At 59.0% G+C, this 19,875-nt stretch carries 21 protein-coding genes; 10 read left to right on the top strand and 11 right to left on the bottom strand.

The genetic code is table 11. The features are described 5' to 3' along the window. The first annotated feature begins 45 nt into the window (after positions 1-45). The 5 genes from glnA to ntrC all read left to right on the top strand — a co-directional run bounded on the left by glnA (position 46) and on the right by ntrC (position 5,558). Positions 46-1,452 (top strand): glutamate--ammonia ligase, encoded by a 1,407-nt coding sequence (gene glnA / locus KUF73_RS16195; protein ID WP_218439071.1) that lies wholly within the window; start codon positions 46-48, stop codon positions 1,450-1,452. 236 nt (positions 1,453-1,688) lie between these two features. Beyond that, a complete protein-coding gene (locus tag KUF73_RS16200; RefSeq protein ID WP_218439072.1) occupies positions 1,689-2,198 on the top strand; it encodes a DUF4124 domain-containing protein in 510 nt (169 codons plus the stop codon). After that, positions 2,195-2,809, top strand: a complete 615-nt coding sequence (locus KUF73_RS16205) for a DUF4124 domain-containing protein (RefSeq protein WP_218439073.1) — start codon at positions 2,195-2,197, stop codon at positions 2,807-2,809. The genes KUF73_RS16200 and KUF73_RS16205 overlap by 4 nt, the downstream gene beginning before the upstream one ends. 230 nt (positions 2,810-3,039) lie before the next feature. Beyond that, positions 3,040-4,125 (top strand): nitrogen regulation protein NR(II), encoded by a 1,086-nt coding sequence (gene glnL, locus KUF73_RS16210; RefSeq protein WP_218439074.1) that lies wholly within the window; start codon positions 3,040-3,042, stop codon positions 4,123-4,125. Beyond that, positions 4,122-5,558, top strand: coding sequence for a nitrogen regulation protein NR(I) (gene ntrC / locus KUF73_RS16215; RefSeq protein ID WP_218439075.1), 1,437 nt, complete (start codon positions 4,122-4,124; stop codon positions 5,556-5,558). The genes glnL and ntrC overlap by 4 nt, the downstream gene beginning before the upstream one ends. A 516-nt stretch (positions 5,559-6,074) precedes the next feature. On the opposite strand, the gene KUF73_RS16220 is transcribed toward ntrC, so the two are convergent. Next, positions 6,075-6,515, bottom strand: coding sequence for a hypothetical protein (locus KUF73_RS16220; protein ID WP_218439076.1), 441 nt, complete (start codon positions 6,513-6,515; stop codon positions 6,075-6,077). Between KUF73_RS16220 and trmL the strand changes: the two genes are divergently transcribed. Beyond that, a complete protein-coding gene (gene trmL / locus KUF73_RS16225) occupies positions 6,514-6,969 on the top strand; it encodes a tRNA (uridine(34)/cytosine(34)/5-carboxymethylaminomethyluridine(34)-2'-O)-methyltransferase TrmL (RefSeq protein WP_218439077.1) in 456 nt (151 codons plus the stop codon). The genes KUF73_RS16220 and trmL overlap by 2 nt on opposite strands. Before the next feature lie 185 nt (positions 6,970-7,154). Here the strand turns inward: trmL and secB are convergent, their stop codons facing one another. Genes secB through KUF73_RS16240 form a run of 3 tightly spaced genes read right to left on the bottom strand, consistent with a single transcriptional unit; the run spans position 7,155 to position 8,372 of the window. Beyond that, positions 7,155-7,646 (bottom strand): protein-export chaperone SecB, encoded by a 492-nt coding sequence (gene secB, locus KUF73_RS16230; protein ID WP_218439078.1) that lies wholly within the window; start codon positions 7,644-7,646, stop codon positions 7,155-7,157. A gap of 56 nt (positions 7,647-7,702) precedes the next feature. Beyond that, positions 7,703-7,957 (bottom strand): glutaredoxin 3, encoded by a 255-nt coding sequence (gene grxC, locus KUF73_RS16235; RefSeq protein WP_008149430.1) that lies wholly within the window; start codon positions 7,955-7,957, stop codon positions 7,703-7,705. Position 7,958: 1 nt separating this feature from the next. Further along, on the bottom strand, positions 7,959-8,372 hold the full coding sequence (locus KUF73_RS16240) for a rhodanese-like domain-containing protein (protein ID WP_218439079.1): 414 nt from the start codon (positions 8,370-8,372) through the stop codon (positions 7,959-7,961). 152 nt (positions 8,373-8,524) lie between these two features. On the opposite strand from KUF73_RS16240, the gene gpmI reads away from it, so the two are divergent. The 4 genes from gpmI to KUF73_RS16260 all read left to right on the top strand — a co-directional run bounded on the left by gpmI (position 8,525) and on the right by KUF73_RS16260 (position 13,731). Beyond that, positions 8,525-10,054, top strand: a complete 1,530-nt coding sequence (gene gpmI / locus KUF73_RS16245) for a 2,3-bisphosphoglycerate-independent phosphoglycerate mutase (RefSeq protein WP_218439080.1) — start codon at positions 8,525-8,527, stop codon at positions 10,052-10,054. 252 nt (positions 10,055-10,306) lie between these two features. Continuing rightward, positions 10,307-11,602 carry a murein hydrolase activator EnvC gene (locus tag KUF73_RS16250; protein ID WP_218439081.1) on the top strand — a complete coding sequence of 432 codons (1,296 nt, stop codon included), beginning with the start codon at positions 10,307-10,309 and terminating at the stop codon, positions 11,600-11,602. A gap of 31 nt (positions 11,603-11,633) precedes the next feature. Next, positions 11,634-12,953: a S41 family peptidase gene (locus tag KUF73_RS16255; protein ID WP_218439082.1), complete on the top strand. Its 1,320-nt coding sequence runs from the start codon at positions 11,634-11,636 to the stop codon at positions 12,951-12,953. A gap of 1 nt (position 12,954) precedes the next feature. Further along, positions 12,955-13,731, top strand: coding sequence for a divergent polysaccharide deacetylase family protein (locus KUF73_RS16260; protein ID WP_218439083.1), 777 nt, complete (start codon positions 12,955-12,957; stop codon positions 13,729-13,731). Positions 13,732-13,812: 81 nt separating this feature from the next. On the opposite strand, the gene KUF73_RS16265 is transcribed toward KUF73_RS16260, so the two are convergent. From KUF73_RS16265 to KUF73_RS16295, 7 genes are all read right to left on the bottom strand, one after another. Next, positions 13,813-14,568, bottom strand: coding sequence for an ABC transporter substrate-binding protein (locus tag KUF73_RS16265; protein WP_218439084.1), 756 nt, complete (start codon positions 14,566-14,568; stop codon positions 13,813-13,815). A 78-nt stretch (positions 14,569-14,646) separates the two neighbouring features. Further along, the gene (hisF, locus tag KUF73_RS16270; RefSeq protein ID WP_007897430.1) at positions 14,647-15,417 is read right to left on the bottom strand and encodes an imidazole glycerol phosphate synthase subunit HisF; all 771 of its coding nucleotides are present in this window, start codon (positions 15,415-15,417) and stop codon (positions 14,647-14,649) included. 9 nt (positions 15,418-15,426) lie between these two features. After that, the gene (hisA, locus tag KUF73_RS16275) at positions 15,427-16,164 is read right to left on the bottom strand and encodes a 1-(5-phosphoribosyl)-5-[(5-phosphoribosylamino)methylideneamino]imidazole-4-carboxamide isomerase (RefSeq protein ID WP_007972753.1); all 738 of its coding nucleotides are present in this window, start codon (positions 16,162-16,164) and stop codon (positions 15,427-15,429) included. A gap of 42 nt (positions 16,165-16,206) precedes the next feature. Then, the gene (locus KUF73_RS16280; protein ID WP_218439085.1) at positions 16,207-16,467 is read right to left on the bottom strand and encodes a DUF2164 domain-containing protein; all 261 of its coding nucleotides are present in this window, start codon (positions 16,465-16,467) and stop codon (positions 16,207-16,209) included. Then, complete coding sequence (hisH, locus tag KUF73_RS16285) at positions 16,468-17,106, bottom strand: imidazole glycerol phosphate synthase subunit HisH (RefSeq protein ID WP_218439086.1); 639 nt, start codon at positions 17,104-17,106, stop codon at positions 16,468-16,470. Beyond that, positions 17,106-17,699 carry an imidazoleglycerol-phosphate dehydratase HisB gene (gene hisB, locus KUF73_RS16290; protein ID WP_007897437.1) on the bottom strand — a complete coding sequence of 198 codons (594 nt, stop codon included), beginning with the start codon at positions 17,697-17,699 and terminating at the stop codon, positions 17,106-17,108. Before hisB ends, hisH begins: the two co-directional genes overlap by 1 nt. 248 nt (positions 17,700-17,947) lie before the next feature. Next, positions 17,948-19,609: an OFA family MFS transporter gene (locus tag KUF73_RS16295; RefSeq protein ID WP_218439087.1), complete on the bottom strand. Its 1,662-nt coding sequence runs from the start codon at positions 19,607-19,609 to the stop codon at positions 17,948-17,950. Between the last annotated feature and the right edge of the window lie 266 nt (positions 19,610-19,875).

A 19,875-nucleotide genomic window follows, 5' to 3' on the forward strand; every position in this document is an offset into this window, starting at 1 on the left:
TCTAAGGGCATCCACTACTAAGCCCGAAGCCACCCGGAGGACACTATGTCGAAGTCGGTTCAACTCATCAAAGATCATGACGTCAAATGGATTGATCTGCGCTTCACGGACACCAAAGGCACTCAGCACCACGTGACCATGCCGGCTCGCGACGCGCTGGATGACGCTTTCTTCGAAGAAGGCAAAATGTTCGACGGTTCCTCCATCGCTGGCTGGAAAGGCATCGAAGCTTCCGACATGATCCTGATGCCGGACGACTCCACTGCAGTTCTCGACCCGTTCACCGAAGAGCCGACCCTGATCATCGTTTGTGACGTGATCGAGCCTTCGACCATGCAAGGCTACGATCGTGACCCACGTGCGATCGCCAAGCGTGCCGAGGAATACCTGAAGTCGACCGGTATCGGCGACACCGTATTTGTTGGTCCAGAGCCTGAGTTCTTCATCTTCGATCAAGTGAAGTTCAAGTCCGACATTTCCGGTTCCATGTTCAAAATCTTCTCGGACCAAGGTTCGTGGATGTCCGACCAGGACGTGGAAGGCGGCAACCATGGCCACCGTCCAGGCGTCAAAGGCGGCTACTTCCCGGTTCCGCCGTTCGACCACGACCACGAAATCCGTACCTCCATGTGCAACGCCATGGAAGAAATGGGCCTGGTCATCGAAGTTCACCACCACGAAGTGGCGACTGCCGGCCAGAACGAAATCGGTGTGAAGTTCAACACCCTGGTTGCCAAAGCTGACGAAGTTCAGACCTTGAAGTACTGCGTACACAACGTTGCTGTTGCATACGGCCGCACCGCGACCTTCATGCCTAAGCCTCTGTACGGCGACAACGGTTCGGGTATGCACGTTCACTTGTCCATCGCCAAAGATGGCAAGAACACCTTCGCAGGCGAAGGCTATGCCGGCCTGTCCGACACCGCTCTGTACTTCATCGGCGGCATCATCAAGCACGGTAAGGCCCTGAACGGCTTCACCAACCCGTCGACCAACTCCTACAAGCGTCTGGTCCCAGGTTTCGAAGCACCGGTAATGCTGGCCTACTCGGCTCGTAACCGCTCCGCTTCGATCCGTATTCCTTACGTGTCGAGCCCACGCGCTCGCCGTATCGAAGCCCGCTTCCCGGATCCAGCAGCCAACCCGTACCTGGGCTTCGCTGCACTGGTCATGGCTGGCCTGGACGGCATCCAGAACAAGATCCACCCTGGCGACGCCGCTGACAAAAACCTGTACGACCTGCCGCCTGAAGAGGCGAAAGAGATCCCACAAGTTTGCGGCAGCCTGAAAGAAGCCCTGGAAGAGCTGGACAAAGGTCGTGCGTTCCTGACCAAAGGCGGCGTTTTCAGCGACGATTTCATCGACGCTTACATCGCCCTGAAAAGCGAAGAAGAAATCAAAGTACGTACCTTCGTACACCCACTGGAATACGAGCTGTACTACAGCTGCTAATCCAGTAGCGCCTGCGCAAGCGGCGTGACAAAAAAGGCCTCCTTTCGGGAGGTCTTTTTTTTTGGGCAAGATCAAAAGATCGCAGCCTTCGGCAGCTCCTACAGGAGTCAATGTAGGAGCTGCCGAAGGCTGCGATCTTTTGATCCTGCTTTTCTATTCCCAAATGTTAACAACCTGGGCCAATCGACTGCCCTGACCTATGCTGCAACCCAACGCTTTCGTTTCCGGTCGAATTTATGGGTCGCGGTTTTCTCTTCATCCTTCTGCTGATCGCCCTGCCCGCTGTAGCGCAGATCTACAAATACACCGATGCCGACGGCAATGCCGCCTACAGCGATCAGCCACCTGATGGCGTGACCGCCCAACCGGTCGAGCTGCCACCGCTCAACAGCGTCGAACCCCAGGCACCGCCAGCGCCAGCCAGCCGAACCAGCACCAGTGAACGAGCCACCAGCGCCTACGAGGTACTGGAACTCACCGGCCTGCCGAGCACCGAAGCCCTGCGCGCCAACAACGGCACCTTCACCGTCAACGTGCTGATCAAACCGCGCCTGCAAGGCCAGCATCTCTTCAGGCTACTGCTCGATGACCAATCCTACGGCCAGCCAAGCAATGTGACGATCCTGCAACTGGTCAGCATCGACCGGGGCTTGCACAGCCTCGCCGTGCAAGTGATCGACGGCGATACCGTCGTCCAGCAAAGCCCAACCGTGACCTTTACCGTGCAACGAGTGCACAAGCCTTGAAGGTCTGGCTGTTGATCGCCAGCCTGTTGGCGCTGCCAGTGTCGGCGGAGGTCTTCACCTATGTCGATGCTCAGGGCAATCGGGTGTTCACCGACCAGCCCAAACCCGGTAACGCCAAGCGTGTGCCGCTGGCGACCGGCAATCGGATGTCGGCCCCGGCTACAGCCCCGGTTATCGCCACGCAAAACAACGAGGGAACACCGCCGTTTCACTACGACATGCTGCGCATCCTGGTGCCGGAGCCTGACACCACTGTGCGCAGCACCGCCGGCGAAATTATCGTTAGCGTCACCAACGAGCCGGGTTTGCAACGCGGCCATCGCTACCGCTTGCTACTCGACGGCCAACCCACCGCCGAGCCCGGCCTGAGCCCGGTATTCCCACTGACGAACATCGACCGCGGCACCCATCAATTGTCCGTAGAGATCCTCGACGAACAAGGCCAAATCGTCGAGCGCACTGCCAATCAGCCATTCCATATGCAGCGCATGTCGCTCGCTCAGAAACGCAAGGTCAAACCCTGCACCCTCGACGACTACGGGCAACGCCCGGAATGCCCTCTCGCTGACAAACCCGCCGAAGAAAAAAATCCGTTCCTGCGCTTTTTCTAACCTCGTTCAGGTTTGCGCACTATATTGGTGCGATTGGTTGCACCACTCTCCCTTTGCAGCCCATTTTGGTTCGAAAGTACCCGCGATAGCGCCAAGGACGCCACGCAAGCGAGCGTCAAACAGCCGTTTCAGGCGCTAAACGCTTCTTTTCGGAGCCTTGGTTTGGTTTTTGCATTTTCCCCGCAACAACGCTTGTTTCTTGCGCACGCTCCGCTCCAAAAGAGGTCCTGATGACCATTAGCGACGCACTACACCGCTTGCTACTCGACAACCTGACCACCGCTACCATTCTGCTCGACGCCGAATTGCGCCTTGAGTACATGAACCCGGCGGCGGAAATGCTCCTGGCCATCAGCGGTCAGCGCAGCCATGGGCAGTTCATCAGCGAACTGTTCACCGAATCCACCGAGGCGCTGAATTCCTTGCGCCAGGCGGTACAGCAGGCGCATCCGTTCACCAAGCGCGAAGCGATGCTCACCGCCCTTACCGGCCAGACCCTGACGGTCGATTACGCAGTCACGCCGATCCTCGCCAATGGCGACACCATGCTGCTGCTTGAAGTCCATCCCCGTGACCGCTTGTTGCGGATCACCAAGGAAGAAGCTCAGCTGTCCAAGCAGGAAACCAGCAAGATGCTGGTACGCGGCCTGGCTCACGAAATCAAGAACCCCCTCGGCGGGATTCGTGGTGCCGCGCAGTTGCTGGCCCGCGAGCTGCCGGAAGAGAGCCTGCGCGACTACACCAACGTAATCATTGAAGAGGCCGATCGCCTGCGCAATCTGGTGGATCGCATGCTCGGCTCCAACAAACTGCCGTCGCTGGCCATGTGCAACGTTCATGAAGTGCTGGAACGTGTCTGTCACCTGGTCGAAGCCGAAAGCCAAGGCTGCATCACCTTGGTGCGCGACTATGACCCAAGCATTCCCGATGTCCTGATCGACCGTGAGCAAATGATTCAGGCGGTCCTGAACATCGTGCGCAATGCGATGCAGGCCATCAGCAGCCAGAACGAGTTGCGCCTGGGCCGCATCAGCCTGCGCACCCGCGCCATGCGCCAGTTCACCATCGGCCATGTGCGCCATCGCCTGGTGACCAAGATCGAAATCATCGACAACGGTCCCGGCATTCCTGCGGAACTTCAGGAAACCATCTTCTTTCCCATGGTCAGCGGGCGTCCGGACGGTACCGGGCTCGGCCTGGCCATCACCCAGAACATCATCAGCCAGCACCAGGGCCTGATCGAATGTGACAGCCACCCAGGCCACACCACTTTCTCGATCTTTCTGCCACTGGAACAAGGAGCCACATCGACATGAGCCGTAGTGAAACCGTGTGGATCGTCGATGACGACCGTTCTATCCGTTGGGTCCTGGAAAAAGCCTTGCAGCAAGAGGGCATGACGACGCAAAGCTTCGACAGCGCCGATGGCGTGATGAGCCGTCTGGCGCGCCAGCAGCCTGACGTGATCATCTCCGACATCCGCATGCCTGGTGCCAGCGGCCTGGACCTTCTGGCGCGGATTCGCGAACAGCACCCACGGCTGCCGGTGATCATCATGACCGCGCACTCCGACCTGGACAGCGCTGTCGCGTCCTATCAGGGCGGCGCATTTGAATACCTGCCCAAGCCGTTCGATGTCGATGAGGCAGTTTCCCTGGTCAAGCGCGCCAACCAGCACGCCCAGGAACAACAAGGCATGGAAGTCCCGGTCGCCTTGACCCGTACCCCGGAAATCATCGGCGAAGCGCCGGCGATGCAGGAAGTGTTTCGCGCCATCGGGCGCTTGAGCCACTCCAACATCACCGTGCTGATCAACGGCGAGTCGGGCACCGGTAAAGAATTGGTGGCCCACGCCCTGCACCGTCACAGCCCGCGCGCGGCTTCGCCGTTCATCGCCCTGAACATGGCGGCAATTCCGAAAGACCTGATGGAATCCGAACTGTTCGGCCATGAGAAGGGCGCGTTCACCGGCGCGGCCAACCTGCGACGCGGACGTTTCGAACAGGCCGATGGCGGCACGTTGTTCCTCGATGAAATCGGCGATATGCCGGCCGACACCCAAACCCGCTTACTGCGTGTACTGGCCGATGGCGAGTTCTATCGCGTTGGCGGTCATGTGCCGGTGAAGGTCGACGTACGAATCATCGCCGCGACGCACCAGAATCTGGAAACCCTGGTCCATGCCGGGAAATTCCGTGAGGACTTGTTCCACCGCCTCAATGTGATCCGCATCCACATCCCGCGCCTGTCGGACCGTCGCGAAGATATTCCGACCCTGGCCAAGCACTTCCTCAGTCGCGCCGCGCAGGAACTGGCCGTCGAACCGAAGCTGCTGAAGAGCGAAACCGAGGAGTACCTGAAAAACCTCCCATGGCCCGGCAACGTGCGTCAGTTGGAGAACACCTGCCGCTGGATCACAGTGATGGCCTCCGGTCGGGAAGTGCACATCGGCGACTTGCCGCCGGAGCTGCTGAGCCTTCCGCAGGATTCGGCACCGGTGACCAACTGGGAGCAAGCGTTGCGTCAGTGGGCCGATCAGGCACTGGCACGCGGTCAATCGAGCTTGCTGGACAGCGCGGTGCCGACCTTCGAGCGGATCATGATCGAGACCGCTCTCAAGCACACCGCCGGCCGCCGCCGCGATGCTGCCGTTTTGCTGGGCTGGGGCCGTAACACCCTGACGCGCAAGATCAAGGAATTGGGGATGAAGGTTGATGGCGGGGATGATGATGAGGGGGATGAGGGTTAAGCTGACCTTCAGTATTTAGTCGTCCGCGAAAAGATCGCAGCCTTCGGCAGCTCCTACATTTATCCCTGTAGAAGCTGCCGCAGGCTGCGATCTTTTTTTGCTAGTCGTGCACCGCCGCAATGCACCGTGACCTGCAATCGCGCACGGCAACTGATCTGAAATCCCGTCTGCGTTCGCAATCGAACCTCTAACGAAAAAACACGAAAGCCCCGATTTACGGGGCTTTCGGCGTATCAAAGCGGCTTTTTGTTTCTATTTATTAAAAGCTGGCACGCGCCCTGCAATAGTCCTATCAGTGATTCGGTTCACTACCCAGTTTCGGGGACCTTGGTACAGGCAGGCCGGGGATTCCCCTCTTTACACCGGGCTCACACCGCACAGGCGACGAGCCCTCCCGTTTTGGGGTCCTTGGTACAGGCAGGCCGGGGATTCCTTCTTTACACCGGGTTCACGACGCAACGCGCGAACCCTGCCCTTTTGGGAACCTTGGTACAGGCAGGCCGGGGATTCCCTCTTTTATTGCTCCCGGAGATGGATCTCCAGCCGCCAGCGGTCATCGACCTCACTGCCGGCCCAGTCGCCCTGCAGCGGCCGGGCCGCCACCACCGTCAGCAACAACCCCCCATCACTCTTGCGTACCCGCCAGTTCACCCCTTTGTCGTTGAGCTTGAGTTGGCCTTGCTGCGCCTTGCCCTCGGCCTCAAACAGCAACGCGACACTGCCGTCGACAATCTCGCCGTGAGTCTTGGGTTCGTTGTTGAACCACACCACCAACCCATCATTCGTTATCTCGACCTGCTGCAATTCAGTGGGGTCTGGCGTGGTCAGGCGACCGATCATCATCCCTACCATTACCCCGACGATCGCCAACGACGCTATTACCCGCGGGAATAGTTTCGAACGGTTGTCCACAGGCGGCGTAGAATGCCGCTCATCTTTACCTTCGGAGCCGTGCATGTTTCACGTCATCCTTTTCCAACCAGAAATTCCGCCGAATACCGGCAACGTTATCAGGCTGTGCGCCAACAGTGGCTGCCACCTGCATTTGATCGAACCGCTGGGCTTCGAGATGGACGACAAGCGCCTGCGCCGCGCCGGCCTCGACTATCACGAATATGCCACCCTGCAACGCCATGCGGACCTCGCCAGCTGCCTGGAAAGCCTTGGTCAGCCACGGGTGTTCGCGTTTACCACCAAGGGCTCACGGCCGTTTCACGATGCCAGCTTCGCCCCAGGCGATGCGTTCCTGTTCGGCCCGGAAAGCCGTGGCCTGCCGGCCGAAGTGCTGGATGCCCTGCCGGCCGATCAACGCTTGCGTTTACCGATGCGCGAAGGCTGCCGCAGCCTGAACCTGTCCAACACCGTGGCCGTCGCGGTGTACGAAGCGTGGCGCCAGAACGACTTCAAGTAACACCGCAATCATTGGCGATACACCGATCACCTGTAGGAGCTGCCGAAGGCTGCGATCTTTTGATTTTGTTTTTTACAGATCAAGATCAAAAGATCGCAGCCTTCGGCAGCTCCTACATAAAGGTTTCGTTTGCCCCATGAAAAAAGCGCCTGTCATGGCGCTTTTTTCGTTGCTGCATCGAACGCTTATTGAACAGTCGGAGTCTCGCCGGCCGCCTGCATGCGTTGCAGCTCTTGTGCGTACAGCGCGTCGAAGTTTACTGGAGCCAGCATCAGCGCCGGGAACGAGCCACGGGTCACGAGGCTGTCCAGGGTTTCGCGAGCGTACGGGAACAGGATGTTCGGGCAGAACGCGCCGAGGGTGTGGCTCATCGAAGCGTCGTCCAGGTTCTTGATCAGGAAGATCCCGGCCTGTTGCACTTCAGCGATGAACGCGACTTCGCCGTTTTCACCGTTTTTTACGGTTACCGACAGGGTCAGGACGACTTCGTGGAAATCGTTCTCCAGCGCCTTTTGACGAGTGTTCAGATCCAGACCGACGCTCGGCTCCCACTGCTGGCGGAAGATCGCCGGACTTTTTGGGGCTTCGAAGGACAGGTCACGCACATAAATGCGCTGCAAGGAGAATTGCGGTGCAGTTTCTTCTTCGTTCGCAGCAGTGTTCTGTTGGTCAGTCATCGCAGATCCTTCTTGATCCAGGGGTCTTTTAGGTTTGCTTATTTTGGGTACGGCAGTCAGGCCTTGAGCATTGCGTCGAGCTTGCCGGCGCGCTCAAGGGCAAACAAATCATCACAACCGCCAACGTGGGTGCTGCCGATCCAGATCTGCGGCACGGACGTACGTCCGGCTTTCTGAGCCATCGCGGCGCGCACCTGCGGCTTGCCATCGACCTTGATCTCTTCGAAGGCCACGCCTTTGTTCTCGAGCAGGTACTTGGCTCGCGAGCAATAAGGGCAGTAATCGCTGGAGTAGACGACGACGTTGCTCATATCACTTCACCAGCGGCAGATTGTCGGCTTTCCAGCTGGAAACACCGCCGGACAGCTTGGCGGCGGTGTAGCCGGCCTTCACCAGTTCGCGAGCGTGGGTGCCAGCGGTCTGGCCCAGGGCGTCGACCAGAATGATGGTCTTGGCCTTGTGTTTCTCCAGCTCACCCATGCGGGCAGCCAGTTTGTCGTGAGGAATGTTCAACGCGCCAACGATGTGACCGGCGGCGAAATCCTTGGTCGGACGAATATCGATCACCACACCGGCGTCTTTGTTAACCAGGCCGGTCAGTTCACCGGTGCTCAGGCTACGGCCGCCGCCTTGCATCTGATAGGCAATCAGCAGGGCCAGCAGAACGACGAAGATACCGACGAGAATGTAGTGGTTAGTGGCAAATTCAATCAGGTGAGCAACCATCGAAGGAGGTTCCAGGGCGTTAAAAGTGGGCCAGTATACACAGCCCCTATGGTGGGCCAAACCCCGTCTGGCGGTGACGCCGCCGGAACTTCGCTTTAAACTGCCACTCCCTTTTCCATCGCCCTCTTTTAACTCAGCCACGAGTGGACTCCATGACTACTACGCCTAAACCTTTGGTCCTGATGATTCTCGATGGCTTCGGTCACAGTGAAAGCCAGGAATCCAACGCCATCTACGCGGCCAAGAAGCCCGTCCTCGACCGTTTGTGGGCCACCGTACCGAACGGCCTGATCTCGGGCAGCGGCATGGACGTCGGTCTGCCGGACGGCCAGATGGGCAACTCCGAAGTCGGCCACATGAACCTCGGTGCCGGTCGCGTGGTGTACCAGGACTTCACTCGCGTGACCAAATCGATCCGTGACGGCGAGTTTTTCGAGAACCCGACCATCTGCGCCGCGGTCGATAAGGCGGTCGCCGCCGGCAAAGCCGTGCACTTCATGGGCCTGCTGTCCGACGGCGGCGTGCACAGTCACCAGGATCACCTGATCGCGATGGCCGAACTGGCCTTCAAGCGCGGTGCCGAAAAAATCTACCTGCACGCCTTCCTCGACGGCCGCGACACCCCGCCGAAAAGCGCGCAATCGTCGATCGAACTGCTGGACGCCACCTTCCAGGCCCTGGGCAAAGGTCGCATCGCCAGCATCATCGGTCGCTACTTCGCCATGGATCGTGACAATCGCTGGGACCGCGTGTCTCAGGCATACAACCTGATCGTCGATGGCAAAGGCGAATTCCATGCCGCCACCGCCCAGGAAGGCTTGCAAGCTGCCTACGAACGTGGCGAAAGCGACGAATTCGTCAAAGCCACCTCCATCGGCGAGCCGGTGAAAGTCGAAGACGGCGACGCCGTGGTGTTCATGAACTTCCGCGCCGACCGCGCCCGTGAACTGACCCGCGTCTTCGTCGAAGACGGTTTCAAGGAGTTCGAACGCGCTCGCCAGCCGAAATTGGCCGGTTTTGTGATGTTGACCCAATACGCCGCCAGCATTCCCGCGCCATCGGCCTTCGCCGCAGGCAGCCTGGAAAACGTCCTGGGCGATTACCTGGCGAAAAACGGCAAAACCCAACTGCGCATCGCTGAAACCGAAAAGTACGCCCACGTGACCTTCTTCTTCTCCGGCGGCCGCGAAGAACCGTTCCCGGGCGAAGAGCGCATCCTGATCCCGTCGCCAAAAGTCGCCACCTACGACTTGCAGCCCGAGATGAGCGCACCGGAAGTCACTGACCGAATCGTCGACGCCATCGAAAACCAGCGGTACGACGTGATCGTGGTCAACTACGCCAACGGCGACATGGTCGGCCATAGCGGCGTGTTCGACGCTGCGGTGAAAGCCGTTGAATGCCTGGACCAGTGCGTCGGCCGCATCGTCGAAGCCCTGGAAAAAGTCGGCGGCGAAGCGCTGATCACTGCCGACCACGGCAACGTCGAGCAAATGTCCGACGCGTCCACCGGCCAGGCGCACACCGCGCACACCACCGAACCCGTGCCGTTCATTTATGTCGGCAAGCGTGACCTCAAGGTTCGCGAAGGTGGCGTGCTGGCGGACGTGGCACCGACCATGTTGATGCTGCTGGGCCTGGAAAAACCGGCGGAAATGACCGGGACTTCGATTCTGGTCTGACCCGAGTTTCCAAAACACCGCAAACCCTGTGGGAGCTGACTTGCCAGCGATAGCAATCTGACAGCCAACATCTATGTTGAATGTGCAGACGCCATCGCTGGCAAGCGAGCTCCCACAGTGGTTTACGGGGTTTTCAAAATGGAATACACCCTGTCGCTCGTCCCAGTTATCACACAGTCCCAATTGGGCGTTTTTTTTGCAGCGTGGGGCGGGCATACTAGGCCGTCCCTTTCCCTGGTGTCGCCCGCCTCTATGCTTCGCGTCCTGATTGCCCTCGCTCTGACTTGCCTGCTCCAACCGGCCTTCGCTGACGAGCGCGCGCAAACCCAACAACAGTTGGACGCCACGCGTCAGGACATTGCCGAGCTGAAAAAACTGCTGGGCAAGCTGCAGGAAGAAAAATCCGGTGTGCAGAAAGACCTCAAGGGCACCGAGACCGAAATGGGCAAGCTCGAGAAGCAGGTCGATGCTCTGCAAAAAGAGCTCAAGAAGAGCGAATCCGAGCTGCAGCGGCTCGATGCAGAGAAAAAAAAACTCCAGAGCGCGCGAACTGAACAGCAACGACTGATCGCCATCCAGGCCCGAGCGGCCTATCAGAACGGCCGTCAGGAGTACCTCAAGCTGCTGCTCAACCAGCAGAATCCCGAGAAATTCGCCCGCACCCTCACCTACTACGACTACCTCAGTCAGGCTCGCATGGAGCAGTTGAAAAGCTTCAACGAAACCCTGCGCCAACTGACCAATGTCGAAAAAGACATCGCCACGCAACAAGCGCAGTTGCTCGTGCAACAAAGCAGCCTCGACACCCAGCGCGGCGAACTCGAAAAAGTCCGGCAAGAGCGCCAGCAAGTCCTGACCAAGCTCAATGACGACGTGAAGGCTCGCGACCAGAAACTGGCAGCCCGCGAGCAGGATCAGGCAGACCTGTCTAAAGTCCTTAAAACCATTGAAGAAACCCTGGCTCGCCAGGCTCGTGAGGCAGAGGAAGCGCGGCAAAAAGCGCTGATCGCCCAGCAGGAAGCCGAAAAAAAGCGTTTACGTGAGGCCCAGGCACAGGCGGAAGCCACCGACGATGCCCCGCGCAAACCGGTTAAATCGACGCCTGGCGCGATGGTTTCAAGTTCAGGCGAGACCTTTGGCGGTGCATTTGCTTCAACCCGCGGCAAACTTCCCTGGCCTGTCGATGGTCGACTGCTGGCGCGGTTCGGTGAAAGCCGTGGCGATGACGCCCGGACCAAGTGGGACGGCGTGATGATCGGCGCTTCTGCCGGCAGCGCGGTGCATGCGGTGCATGGTGGTCGTGTGGTGTTCGCCGACTGGCTGCGCGGTGCCGGACTTCTGGTGATTCTCGACCACGGCAACGGTTTTTTGAGTCTTTACGGTCACAACCAGACGCTGCTCAAGTCTGCGGGTGACGTGGTAAAAGCCGGTGAGTCCATCTCCACTGTCGGTAACAGTGGCGGGCAGGACACACCAGCGCTGTATTTTGCTATTCGTCAGCAGGGTCACCCGAGTGATCCGGCGCAATGGTGCCGCGCGCAAGGATAAGCGCGTTACCTAATTCAGGAGTTCGTTCGACATGCTGCATTTGTCCCGCCTTACCTCGCTGGCCCTGACGATCGCCCTGGTGATCGGCGCGCCTCTGGCGTTTGCCGCTCAACCAGCCCCGGCGGTCGCGCCTGCGGGCACTGCTGCGACCACCAAGGCGCCATTGCCATTGGAAGAGTTGCGCACCTTTGCCGAGGTCATGGATCGGATCAAAGCCGCTTATGTCGAACCGGTAGACGACAAGACCCTGCTGGAAAACGCCATCAAAGGCATGCTCAGCAACCTCGATCCGCACTCTGCGTATCTCGGTCCGGAAGACTTCGCCGAGCTGCAGGAAAGCACCAGCGGTGAATTCGGCGGCCTGGGCATCGAAGTCGGTGCCGAAGACGGCTTTATCAAGGTGGTGTCGCCAATCGATGACACGCCAGCCTCCAAGGCCGGCATTCAGGCCGGCGATTTCATCGTCAAGATCAACGGCCAGCCAACCCGCGGCCAGAGCATGACCGAAGCCGTGGACAAGATGCGCGGCAAGATCGGCCAAAAAATCACCCTGACCCTGGTTCGCGACGGCGGCACGCCGTTCGATGTGACCCTGGCCCGCGCCATCATTCAAGTGAAGAGCGTGAAGAGCCAGTTGCTGGAGTCCGGCTACGGCTACATCCGCATTACTCAATTCCAGGTCAAGACCGGCGAAGAAGTCTCTAAGGCCCTGGCCAAGCTTCGCAAGGAAAACGGCAAAAAGCTCAACGGCATCATCCTCGACCTGCGCAACAACCCTGGTGGCGTGCTGCAGGCGGCGGTGGAAGTGGTCGACCACTTCATCACCAAGGGTCTGATCGTCTACACCAAGGGCCGTATCGCCAACTCCGAACTGCGCTTCTCAGCTACCGGCAAAGACGAAAGCGAAGCCGTGCCAATGGTCGTGCTGATCAACGGTGGCAGCGCCTCGGCATCGGAAATTGTCGCCGGTGCCTTGCAGGATCAGAAACGCGCCGTACTGATGGGCACCACCAGTTTCGGCAAAGGCTCGGTCCAAACCGTGCTGCCGCTGAACAATGAACGCGCATTGAAAATCACTACAGCGCTGTACTACACGCCGAACGGCCGCTCGATCCAGGCCCAGGGCATTGTTCCAGACATCGAAGTACGCAAGGCCAAGATCACCAACGAGCAGGACGGCGAGTACTTCAAGGAAGCCGATTTGCAGGGTCACCTGGGCAATGGTAACGGCGGCGCCGACAAACCGAGCGGTTCCGGCGGCAAAGCCAAGCCAATGCCGCAGGACGATGATTACCAATTGGCCCAGGCCCTGAGCCTGCTCAAAGGGCTGAGCATCACGTCCGGCCGTTGAGATGCGTCTGCGGTTAGCCCTTGGCCTGTTGTTTTGTCTGGCGGGAGTTGCACAGGCAGCGCCCGCCACGACCCCCCACCCAAAAGCCTATTTGAGCCTGATCATCGATGACCTGGGGCAGAACCTGCCCCGGGATCGTCGCGTGCTGGCCCTCCCCGGCCCGGTGACCACGGCGATCATGCCCGACACCCCCCACGCCACCGAATTCGCCCGCGAAGCCCATCGTGCCGGCAAAATCGTCATCCTGCACATGCCGATGGACCCGGCTACCGGCCCGTTCGCCTGGCATCCCGACCTGCCCATCGATGAGCTTGAGAAACGCTTGAATGCGGCATTCAAAATGGTGCCTTACACCAGCGGCATCAATAACCACATGGGCAGCCGCATGACCGCGCAACCGGCCGCTATGGCCTGGTTGATGGCGGACTTGCAGCGTCGGCACAAATTCTTCGTCGACAGTCGCACCAGCGCCCAGACCGTGGCTGCCGCCGAGGCACAGAAGATCGGCTTGGCGAGTGTTTCGCGGGATGTGTTTCTGGATGACGAACGGACAGAGGCGGCGATCCTCACGCAGCTACAGACGGCGATCAGTCTGGCGCACAAGCAAGGTTCAGCGGTGTTGATCGGGCATCCGTATCCGCAGACGCTGGCGGTGTTGGAGCGTGAACTGCCAAAGCTCAAGGCTCAGGGTATCGACTGGATTGATATCAAGCAGATGATCAGCGTACGCAGCAACCGGGCAACGGCTGCACATGGGAAGGATGGTGTGTACCGCTAAAGATCGCAGCCTCGTTTCATTCGACAGCTCCTACAAATCGCGTCCACCGCAGGAGCTGAGACTGCGATCTTATGATTTACCCTACAGATACTGCGCCATGATTTCGTCCACCCGGCCTTCCTTGCGCATCTGGTCCAGCTCTGCTTGCAGCTTGGCGACCATCTCGTCCGGCACATCCTTGTTCAACGCCAGGTACAACTCGGCACTGTTGAAACGCAACACGGTCTTGAGCCCGCTCACGCCTTCCTGACGTGCCAGGTAGCGCCCGGCAGGATCACCCGTCGCCCACAAATCGATCTGGCCACTGACCAGTTTTTTGGCGTTGTCCTGATCGCGCAGCACGACGATCGGTTTCAAGCCTTGCTTGGCCAGAGTCATCGCAATGGCATCACCCTTGTACGCACCAATCTTGTACTTGCGTGCGTCGTCCAGGCTCTCCAGTGTGATTTTGCTGTCCGCCTTGGCCAGCATGATCCAGTCGTCCGGACCGATCGGCCCGACCCACTTGAAAAGCTTCTCGCGATCCGGCAACCGCGCCATCACAAATGCACCATAACCGGGGTTTTCCAGTGCGAGTTTGTAGACTCGCTCCCAAGGGAAGCGCAGCGTCAGGCTGTAGGTAACATCGGCGCGTTTAAACATCTCCCGGACGATATCCACGGCGATGCCATTGATGTTCTCGTCCTGAGCGAAGTTCTTGCCGTTCTTCGCCATGTTGTACGGCGGGAAGTTTTCCGTCAGCAATACCAGGTCGGTATCGGGACTTTCTGCAGCGCGTGCTCCGTTGATGAGCAACAGGGAAGCGCTGGCGAGGACAAGAAGAAGACGTTTAAGCATATCTGGCTACCGAAATCCATGGCGTACCCAAGAGTGCCTTGAGCCCGCCATGATGTCCACTGGCCTGCATCGGTTTGTTTAGCGCATCACAATTCCGCGATGAGCCATATAGGCCTTGGCTTCCTGCACGGTGTATTCGCCGAAGTGGAAAATACTCGCCGCCAATACCGCACTGGCGTGGCCTTCAAGGATGCCGTCAGCCAGATGTTGCAGGTTGCCGACACCGCCCGAAGCGATCACCGGAATCCCCAGCGCATCGCTGATGGCGCGAGTCACACCGAGGTCGAAGCCGTTTTTCATGCCGTCTTGATCCATGCTGGTCAGCAGGATTTCGCCGGCCCCCAGGCCTTCCATCTTTTTCGCCCATTCAACGGCGTCGAGACCGGTTGGCTTGCGGCCACCGTGGGTGAAAATTTCCCAACGCGGGGTTTCACCCGGACCGGAGACTTTCTTCGCGTCAATGGCAACCACAATGCATTGCGAACCGAAATGCTGCGCCGCTTCACCGACGAATTCAGGGTTGAATACAGCGGCAGTGTTGATCGAGACCTTGTCCGCGCCAGCATTGAGCAGGTTACGGATGTCCTGCACGGTGCGCACGCCACCGCCCACGGTCAGCGGGATGAACACCTGGCTGGCCATGCGTTCGACGGTATGCAGCGTGGTATCGCGACCATCGACACTGGCGGTGATGTCGAGAAAGGTAATCTCGTCAGCACCCTGCTCGTCGTAACGACGGGCGATTTCCACCGGGTCACCGGCATCGCGGATGTTTTCGAACTTCACACCTTTAACTACCCGGCCGTTATCCACGTCCAGGCAAGGGATGATGCGTTTGGCCAGCGCCATGGTCAGTCCTCAGCCTTTGTACGAATCGCAGAAAGCTTGCGCTTCAGCGACGTCGAGGGTGCCTTCGTAGATCGCCCGACCCGTGATCGCGCCGATGATGCCTGGCGCCTTGGCATCGAGCAGCGTCTTGATGTCACCGAGGTTGTGAATGCCGCCGGAAGCGATCACCGGGATCTTGGTAGCAGCGGCCAGCGCAGCGGTGAACGGTACGTTGCAGCCCTGCATCATGCCGTCTTTGGCGATGTCGGTATAAACGATTGCGGATACGCCGTCGGCTTCGAACTGCTTGGCCAGGTCGATCACCTGGATGGTGCTGATTTCAGCCCAGCCGTCGGTGGCGACGAAGCCGTCTTTGGCGTCGAGACCAACGATCACTTTACCCGGGAACGCACGGCAGGCTTCGGCGACGAAAGCCGGATCTTTCACGGCTTTGGTGCCGATGATCACGTAGCTCACGCCAGCCTTGACGTAGTGCTCGATGGTTTCCAGGGAGCGGATACCGCCACCGATCTGGATCGGCAGGTTCGGGTAGCGCTTGGCAATCGCGGTGACCACTTCGCCGTTGACTGGCTGGCCTTCGAAGGCGCCATTGAGGTCGACCAGATGCAGACGACGGCAACCGCCCTCCACCCACTTGGCAGCCATGCTCACCGGATCATCGGAGAACACTGTGGAATCTTCCATGCGGCCCTGGCGCAGACGAACACAGGCACCGTCTTTAAGATCGATAGCGGGAATAATCAGCATCTGGCAAACCTTCAGAATTGAATGTTCAGCTTGGCTCGGAAATCAGTTTTTCTCGAGCGCCCACAGGTCGCTTTCGATGCTTTCGAACCTCTCTTTGAGGTGCGTCTGCACATCGAAAATCGCCCTGTTGTAATAGTGGGGAGCAATTTCACGGGTAAACAGCTCAAGAATCTCAGCCGCCTCGAACGAACCGAGGTCGAGCTCAAAGCGGTCTTCCATGAAGCGCTTGATTTTGCTGTTGGCCTCGTTCTCCTGCTCAGGGGTGAGCGTGAGAATCGGCGGCTTGGATTTCTTGACGGCCATTTACCAGCGACCATCCCACGCAGCGAAGTTCTGCAACAGTTGCAGGCCATGGGTATGGCTTTTCTCCGGGTGGAACTGCACGGCGAAACGCGAGCCTTCGGCCAGCGCTGCGGCGAAATCGACACCGTAGTGACCGCCACCGACCACTTGCCGCGCATTGGCGGCAGCGATGTAGTAGCTGTGCACGAAGTAGAAACGCGCCAAGTCAGGAATGTTGTGCCACAGCGGGTGACTCACCGTCTGCTTCACTTCGTTCCAGCCCATGTGCGGGACTTTCAGGTGTTCGCCGTCTTCATGCAGGTCTTTACCGAAGAACTTCACCGCACCCGGGAACAGGCCGATGCAGTCGACGCCGTCGTTCTCTTCACTGCTGTCGAGCAAGGCTTGCATGCCGACGCAGATGCCGAGGAACGGACGATCCTGGCTGACTTCACGCACCAGCGAATCGAAGCCCAGGCGACGGATCTCCGCCATGCAATCGCGAATCGCGCCGACACCGGGGAAAACCACCCGGTCGGCTTCGCGAATCACGTTGGCATCGCTGGTGATCAGCACCTTGCCGGCGCCGACGTGTTCGAGGGCCTTGGCCACCGAGTGCAGGTTGCCCATGCCGTAATCGATAACCGCGACGGTCTGCATTACAGAACGCCCTTGGTCGAAGGCATTTGCCCGGCCATGCGGTCATCGAGCTCGACGGCCATGCGCAGTGCGCGGCCGAATGCCTTGAACACGGTTTCGATCTGGTGGTGGGTATTGGTGCCACGCAGGTTGTCGATGTGCAGGCTGACGAGGGCGTGGTTGACGAAGCCCTGGAAGAACTCCTGGAACAAGTCGACATCGAAGCCGCCGACGGTGGCGCGGGTGTACGGAACATGCATCTGCAGGCCAGGACGGCCGGAGAAGTCGATCACCACGCGCGACAGCGCTTCATCGAGCGGCACGTAGGCGTGGCCGTAGCGACGGATGCCTTTTTTGTCGCCGATGGCTTTGGCGAAGGCCTGACCCAACGTGATACCGACGTCTTCCACGGTGTGGTGGTCATCGATGTGCAGGTCGCCTTTGCTGACGATATCCAGGTCGATCAGCCCGTGACGGGCGATCTGGTCAAGCATGTGCTCAAGAAAAGGAACACCGATATCAAATCGGGCCTTTCCGGTGCCATCCAGGTTGATCGAGGCTTTGATCTGGGTTTCCAGAGTGTCGCGCTCGACAGACGCCATACGTTCGGCCATCACCAGCTCCGCAAAATCATTGGGCGAAAAAGGCAGCCATTATAGGCGTGCGGGCGCCAAACAGAAACATGAGAGGTGATATCGCTGACGGACAGAGTCCAGCGATGTCAGCGATATACCTGTAATGACATGTAGGAGCGAGGCTTGCCCGCGAAGTCGGTATGCCAGGCACACCGCGTTATCTTCTTCGCGAGCAAGCTTCGCTCCTACAGGGGTAGCAACGCGCCCGACACGTCGGGCGCGGGGTATCAATGAAATAACACTGCCGTCTTCTGCAGGGTCACCCACACACCCCACGCCAACGGAATGCCCACCACCAGCCAGGCGGCAATGGCCAACGGCTTGCTGCCGGCAGCGGCTTTCCATTCCAGCACGGTGCTGCCATCAGTCCCTTTGTCGTGGCCCAGCGCCTGTTCGGCGGCCAGTTCGGCATCAGTCATGAAGTACTTGTCAGCCACCGGACGAACCAGCAGGTTGCACAAGAATCCCAGCACCAGCAGGCCGGCGAGGATGTACAGGGTGATGTCATAAGCAGCGGCACGTTCAACGCCGATGCTCAACTGATATTCACGCAAGTAGTTCACCAGCACCGGGCCCAATACACCTGCCGCAGCCCAAGCAGTCAGCAGGCGACCGTGGATCGCGCCAACCATTTGCGTACCGAACAGGTCTGCCAGGTAAGCCGGCACCGTGGCAAAACCACCGCCGTACATCGACAGAATGATGCAGAACGCCGCCACGAACAGCGAAACGTTGCCCAAGTGACCGAGGTTCGGGATCATCGCGTACAAGGCAAAGCCCAGGGCAAAGAACACGAAGTACGTGTTTTTGCGACCCAGGTAGTCCGAGAAGGACGCCCAGAAAAACCGGCCACCGATGTTGAACAGACTCAGCAAACCGGTGAAACCGGCAGCGATCGCTGCAATCGAGGCCAACTGCGAAGCATCGAGCTGACCAAACGTCAGGTCATTGCCCAGCAGCTTGCCGCCGAATACTTCCTGCAGCAGTGGCGAAGCCATGCCGAGGATGCCGATACCGGCAGAAACGTTCAGACACAACACCAGCCATACCAGACGGAATTGCGGGGTCTTCCACGCCACATTCACGTGGACGTGACGGTGGGTGATCATTGCATTCGAAGCTTTCTTCGCCGGAGCGGTCCAGCCTTCAGGCTTCCAGCCGGTTGGCGGTACGCGGTAGGACAGTGCGCCACCGATCATGAACACGAAGTAGATCGCCGCCATCACCAGGAAACTCTGCCATACGCCGACGCTGGTGGGCGAAGCGAAATGGCCCATCAGCGCTGCGGCCAACGGCGCACCTACCATTGCGCCACCGCCGAAGCCCATGATCGCCATGCCGGTCGCCATGCCGCGTTTGTCCGGGAACCACTTGATCAGGGTCGACACCGGCGAGATGTAACCCAGGCCCAGGCCGATACCGCCAATGACCCCGGAGCCGATCCACATCAGCCAAATCTGGTGCGTATAAACGCCCAGCGCCGAAATCAGCAACCCGCCACACCAGCACAAAGCCGATACAACGCCAGCCTTGCGAGGCCCGGCATGTTCCAGCCATCCGCCCCAAATGGCTGCCGAGCAACCCAGGAAGATGAAGAACAGGGTGTAGATCCAGCCGAGCATCGAGATCGGCCAGTCGCATTGCGAAGAGAAAACTTGCGAGATGAAGCTCATGTCCGGCGCGCAAGCTACCGGTTTGGTGATGCCCAAGGCTTTGGACAGCGGCAACCAGAACACCGAAAAGCCGTAGGCCATGCCGATGCAAAGGTGAATGGCCAGCGCGGCCGGTGGCACCAGCCAACGGTTGAAACCGGGCTTGGCGATGATGCGCTCCTTGGAGAGGAACGCGGGCTGGTCGGCATAACCGCCCGCCGTGATACTCGTGGTCATTGTGTATCCCCCAATTATTAGTATGGTTCGCCAGCCGCTCCTCACCCTCAGCCTTGAATGCACGCAGGCATGACCGTTTTTTTCAGGATGAAGCTCTATTTTGGTGCGGCATCAAGTCGCAGAAGGACCGACGAACGGACGAAGGTTACCATTTGCACGTGACAGAAATACCAAACTGACATCACGTTTTGTACGTTATCCGATCTCTCACCCTGTAGGAGCTGCCGAAGGCTGCAATCTTTTGATCATTCTTCAAGTTAAAAAAA

It is taken from the genome of Pseudomonas sp. PD9R (assembly GCF_019200975.1).
Lineage (GTDB): Bacteria > Pseudomonadota > Gammaproteobacteria > Pseudomonadales > Pseudomonadaceae > Aquipseudomonas.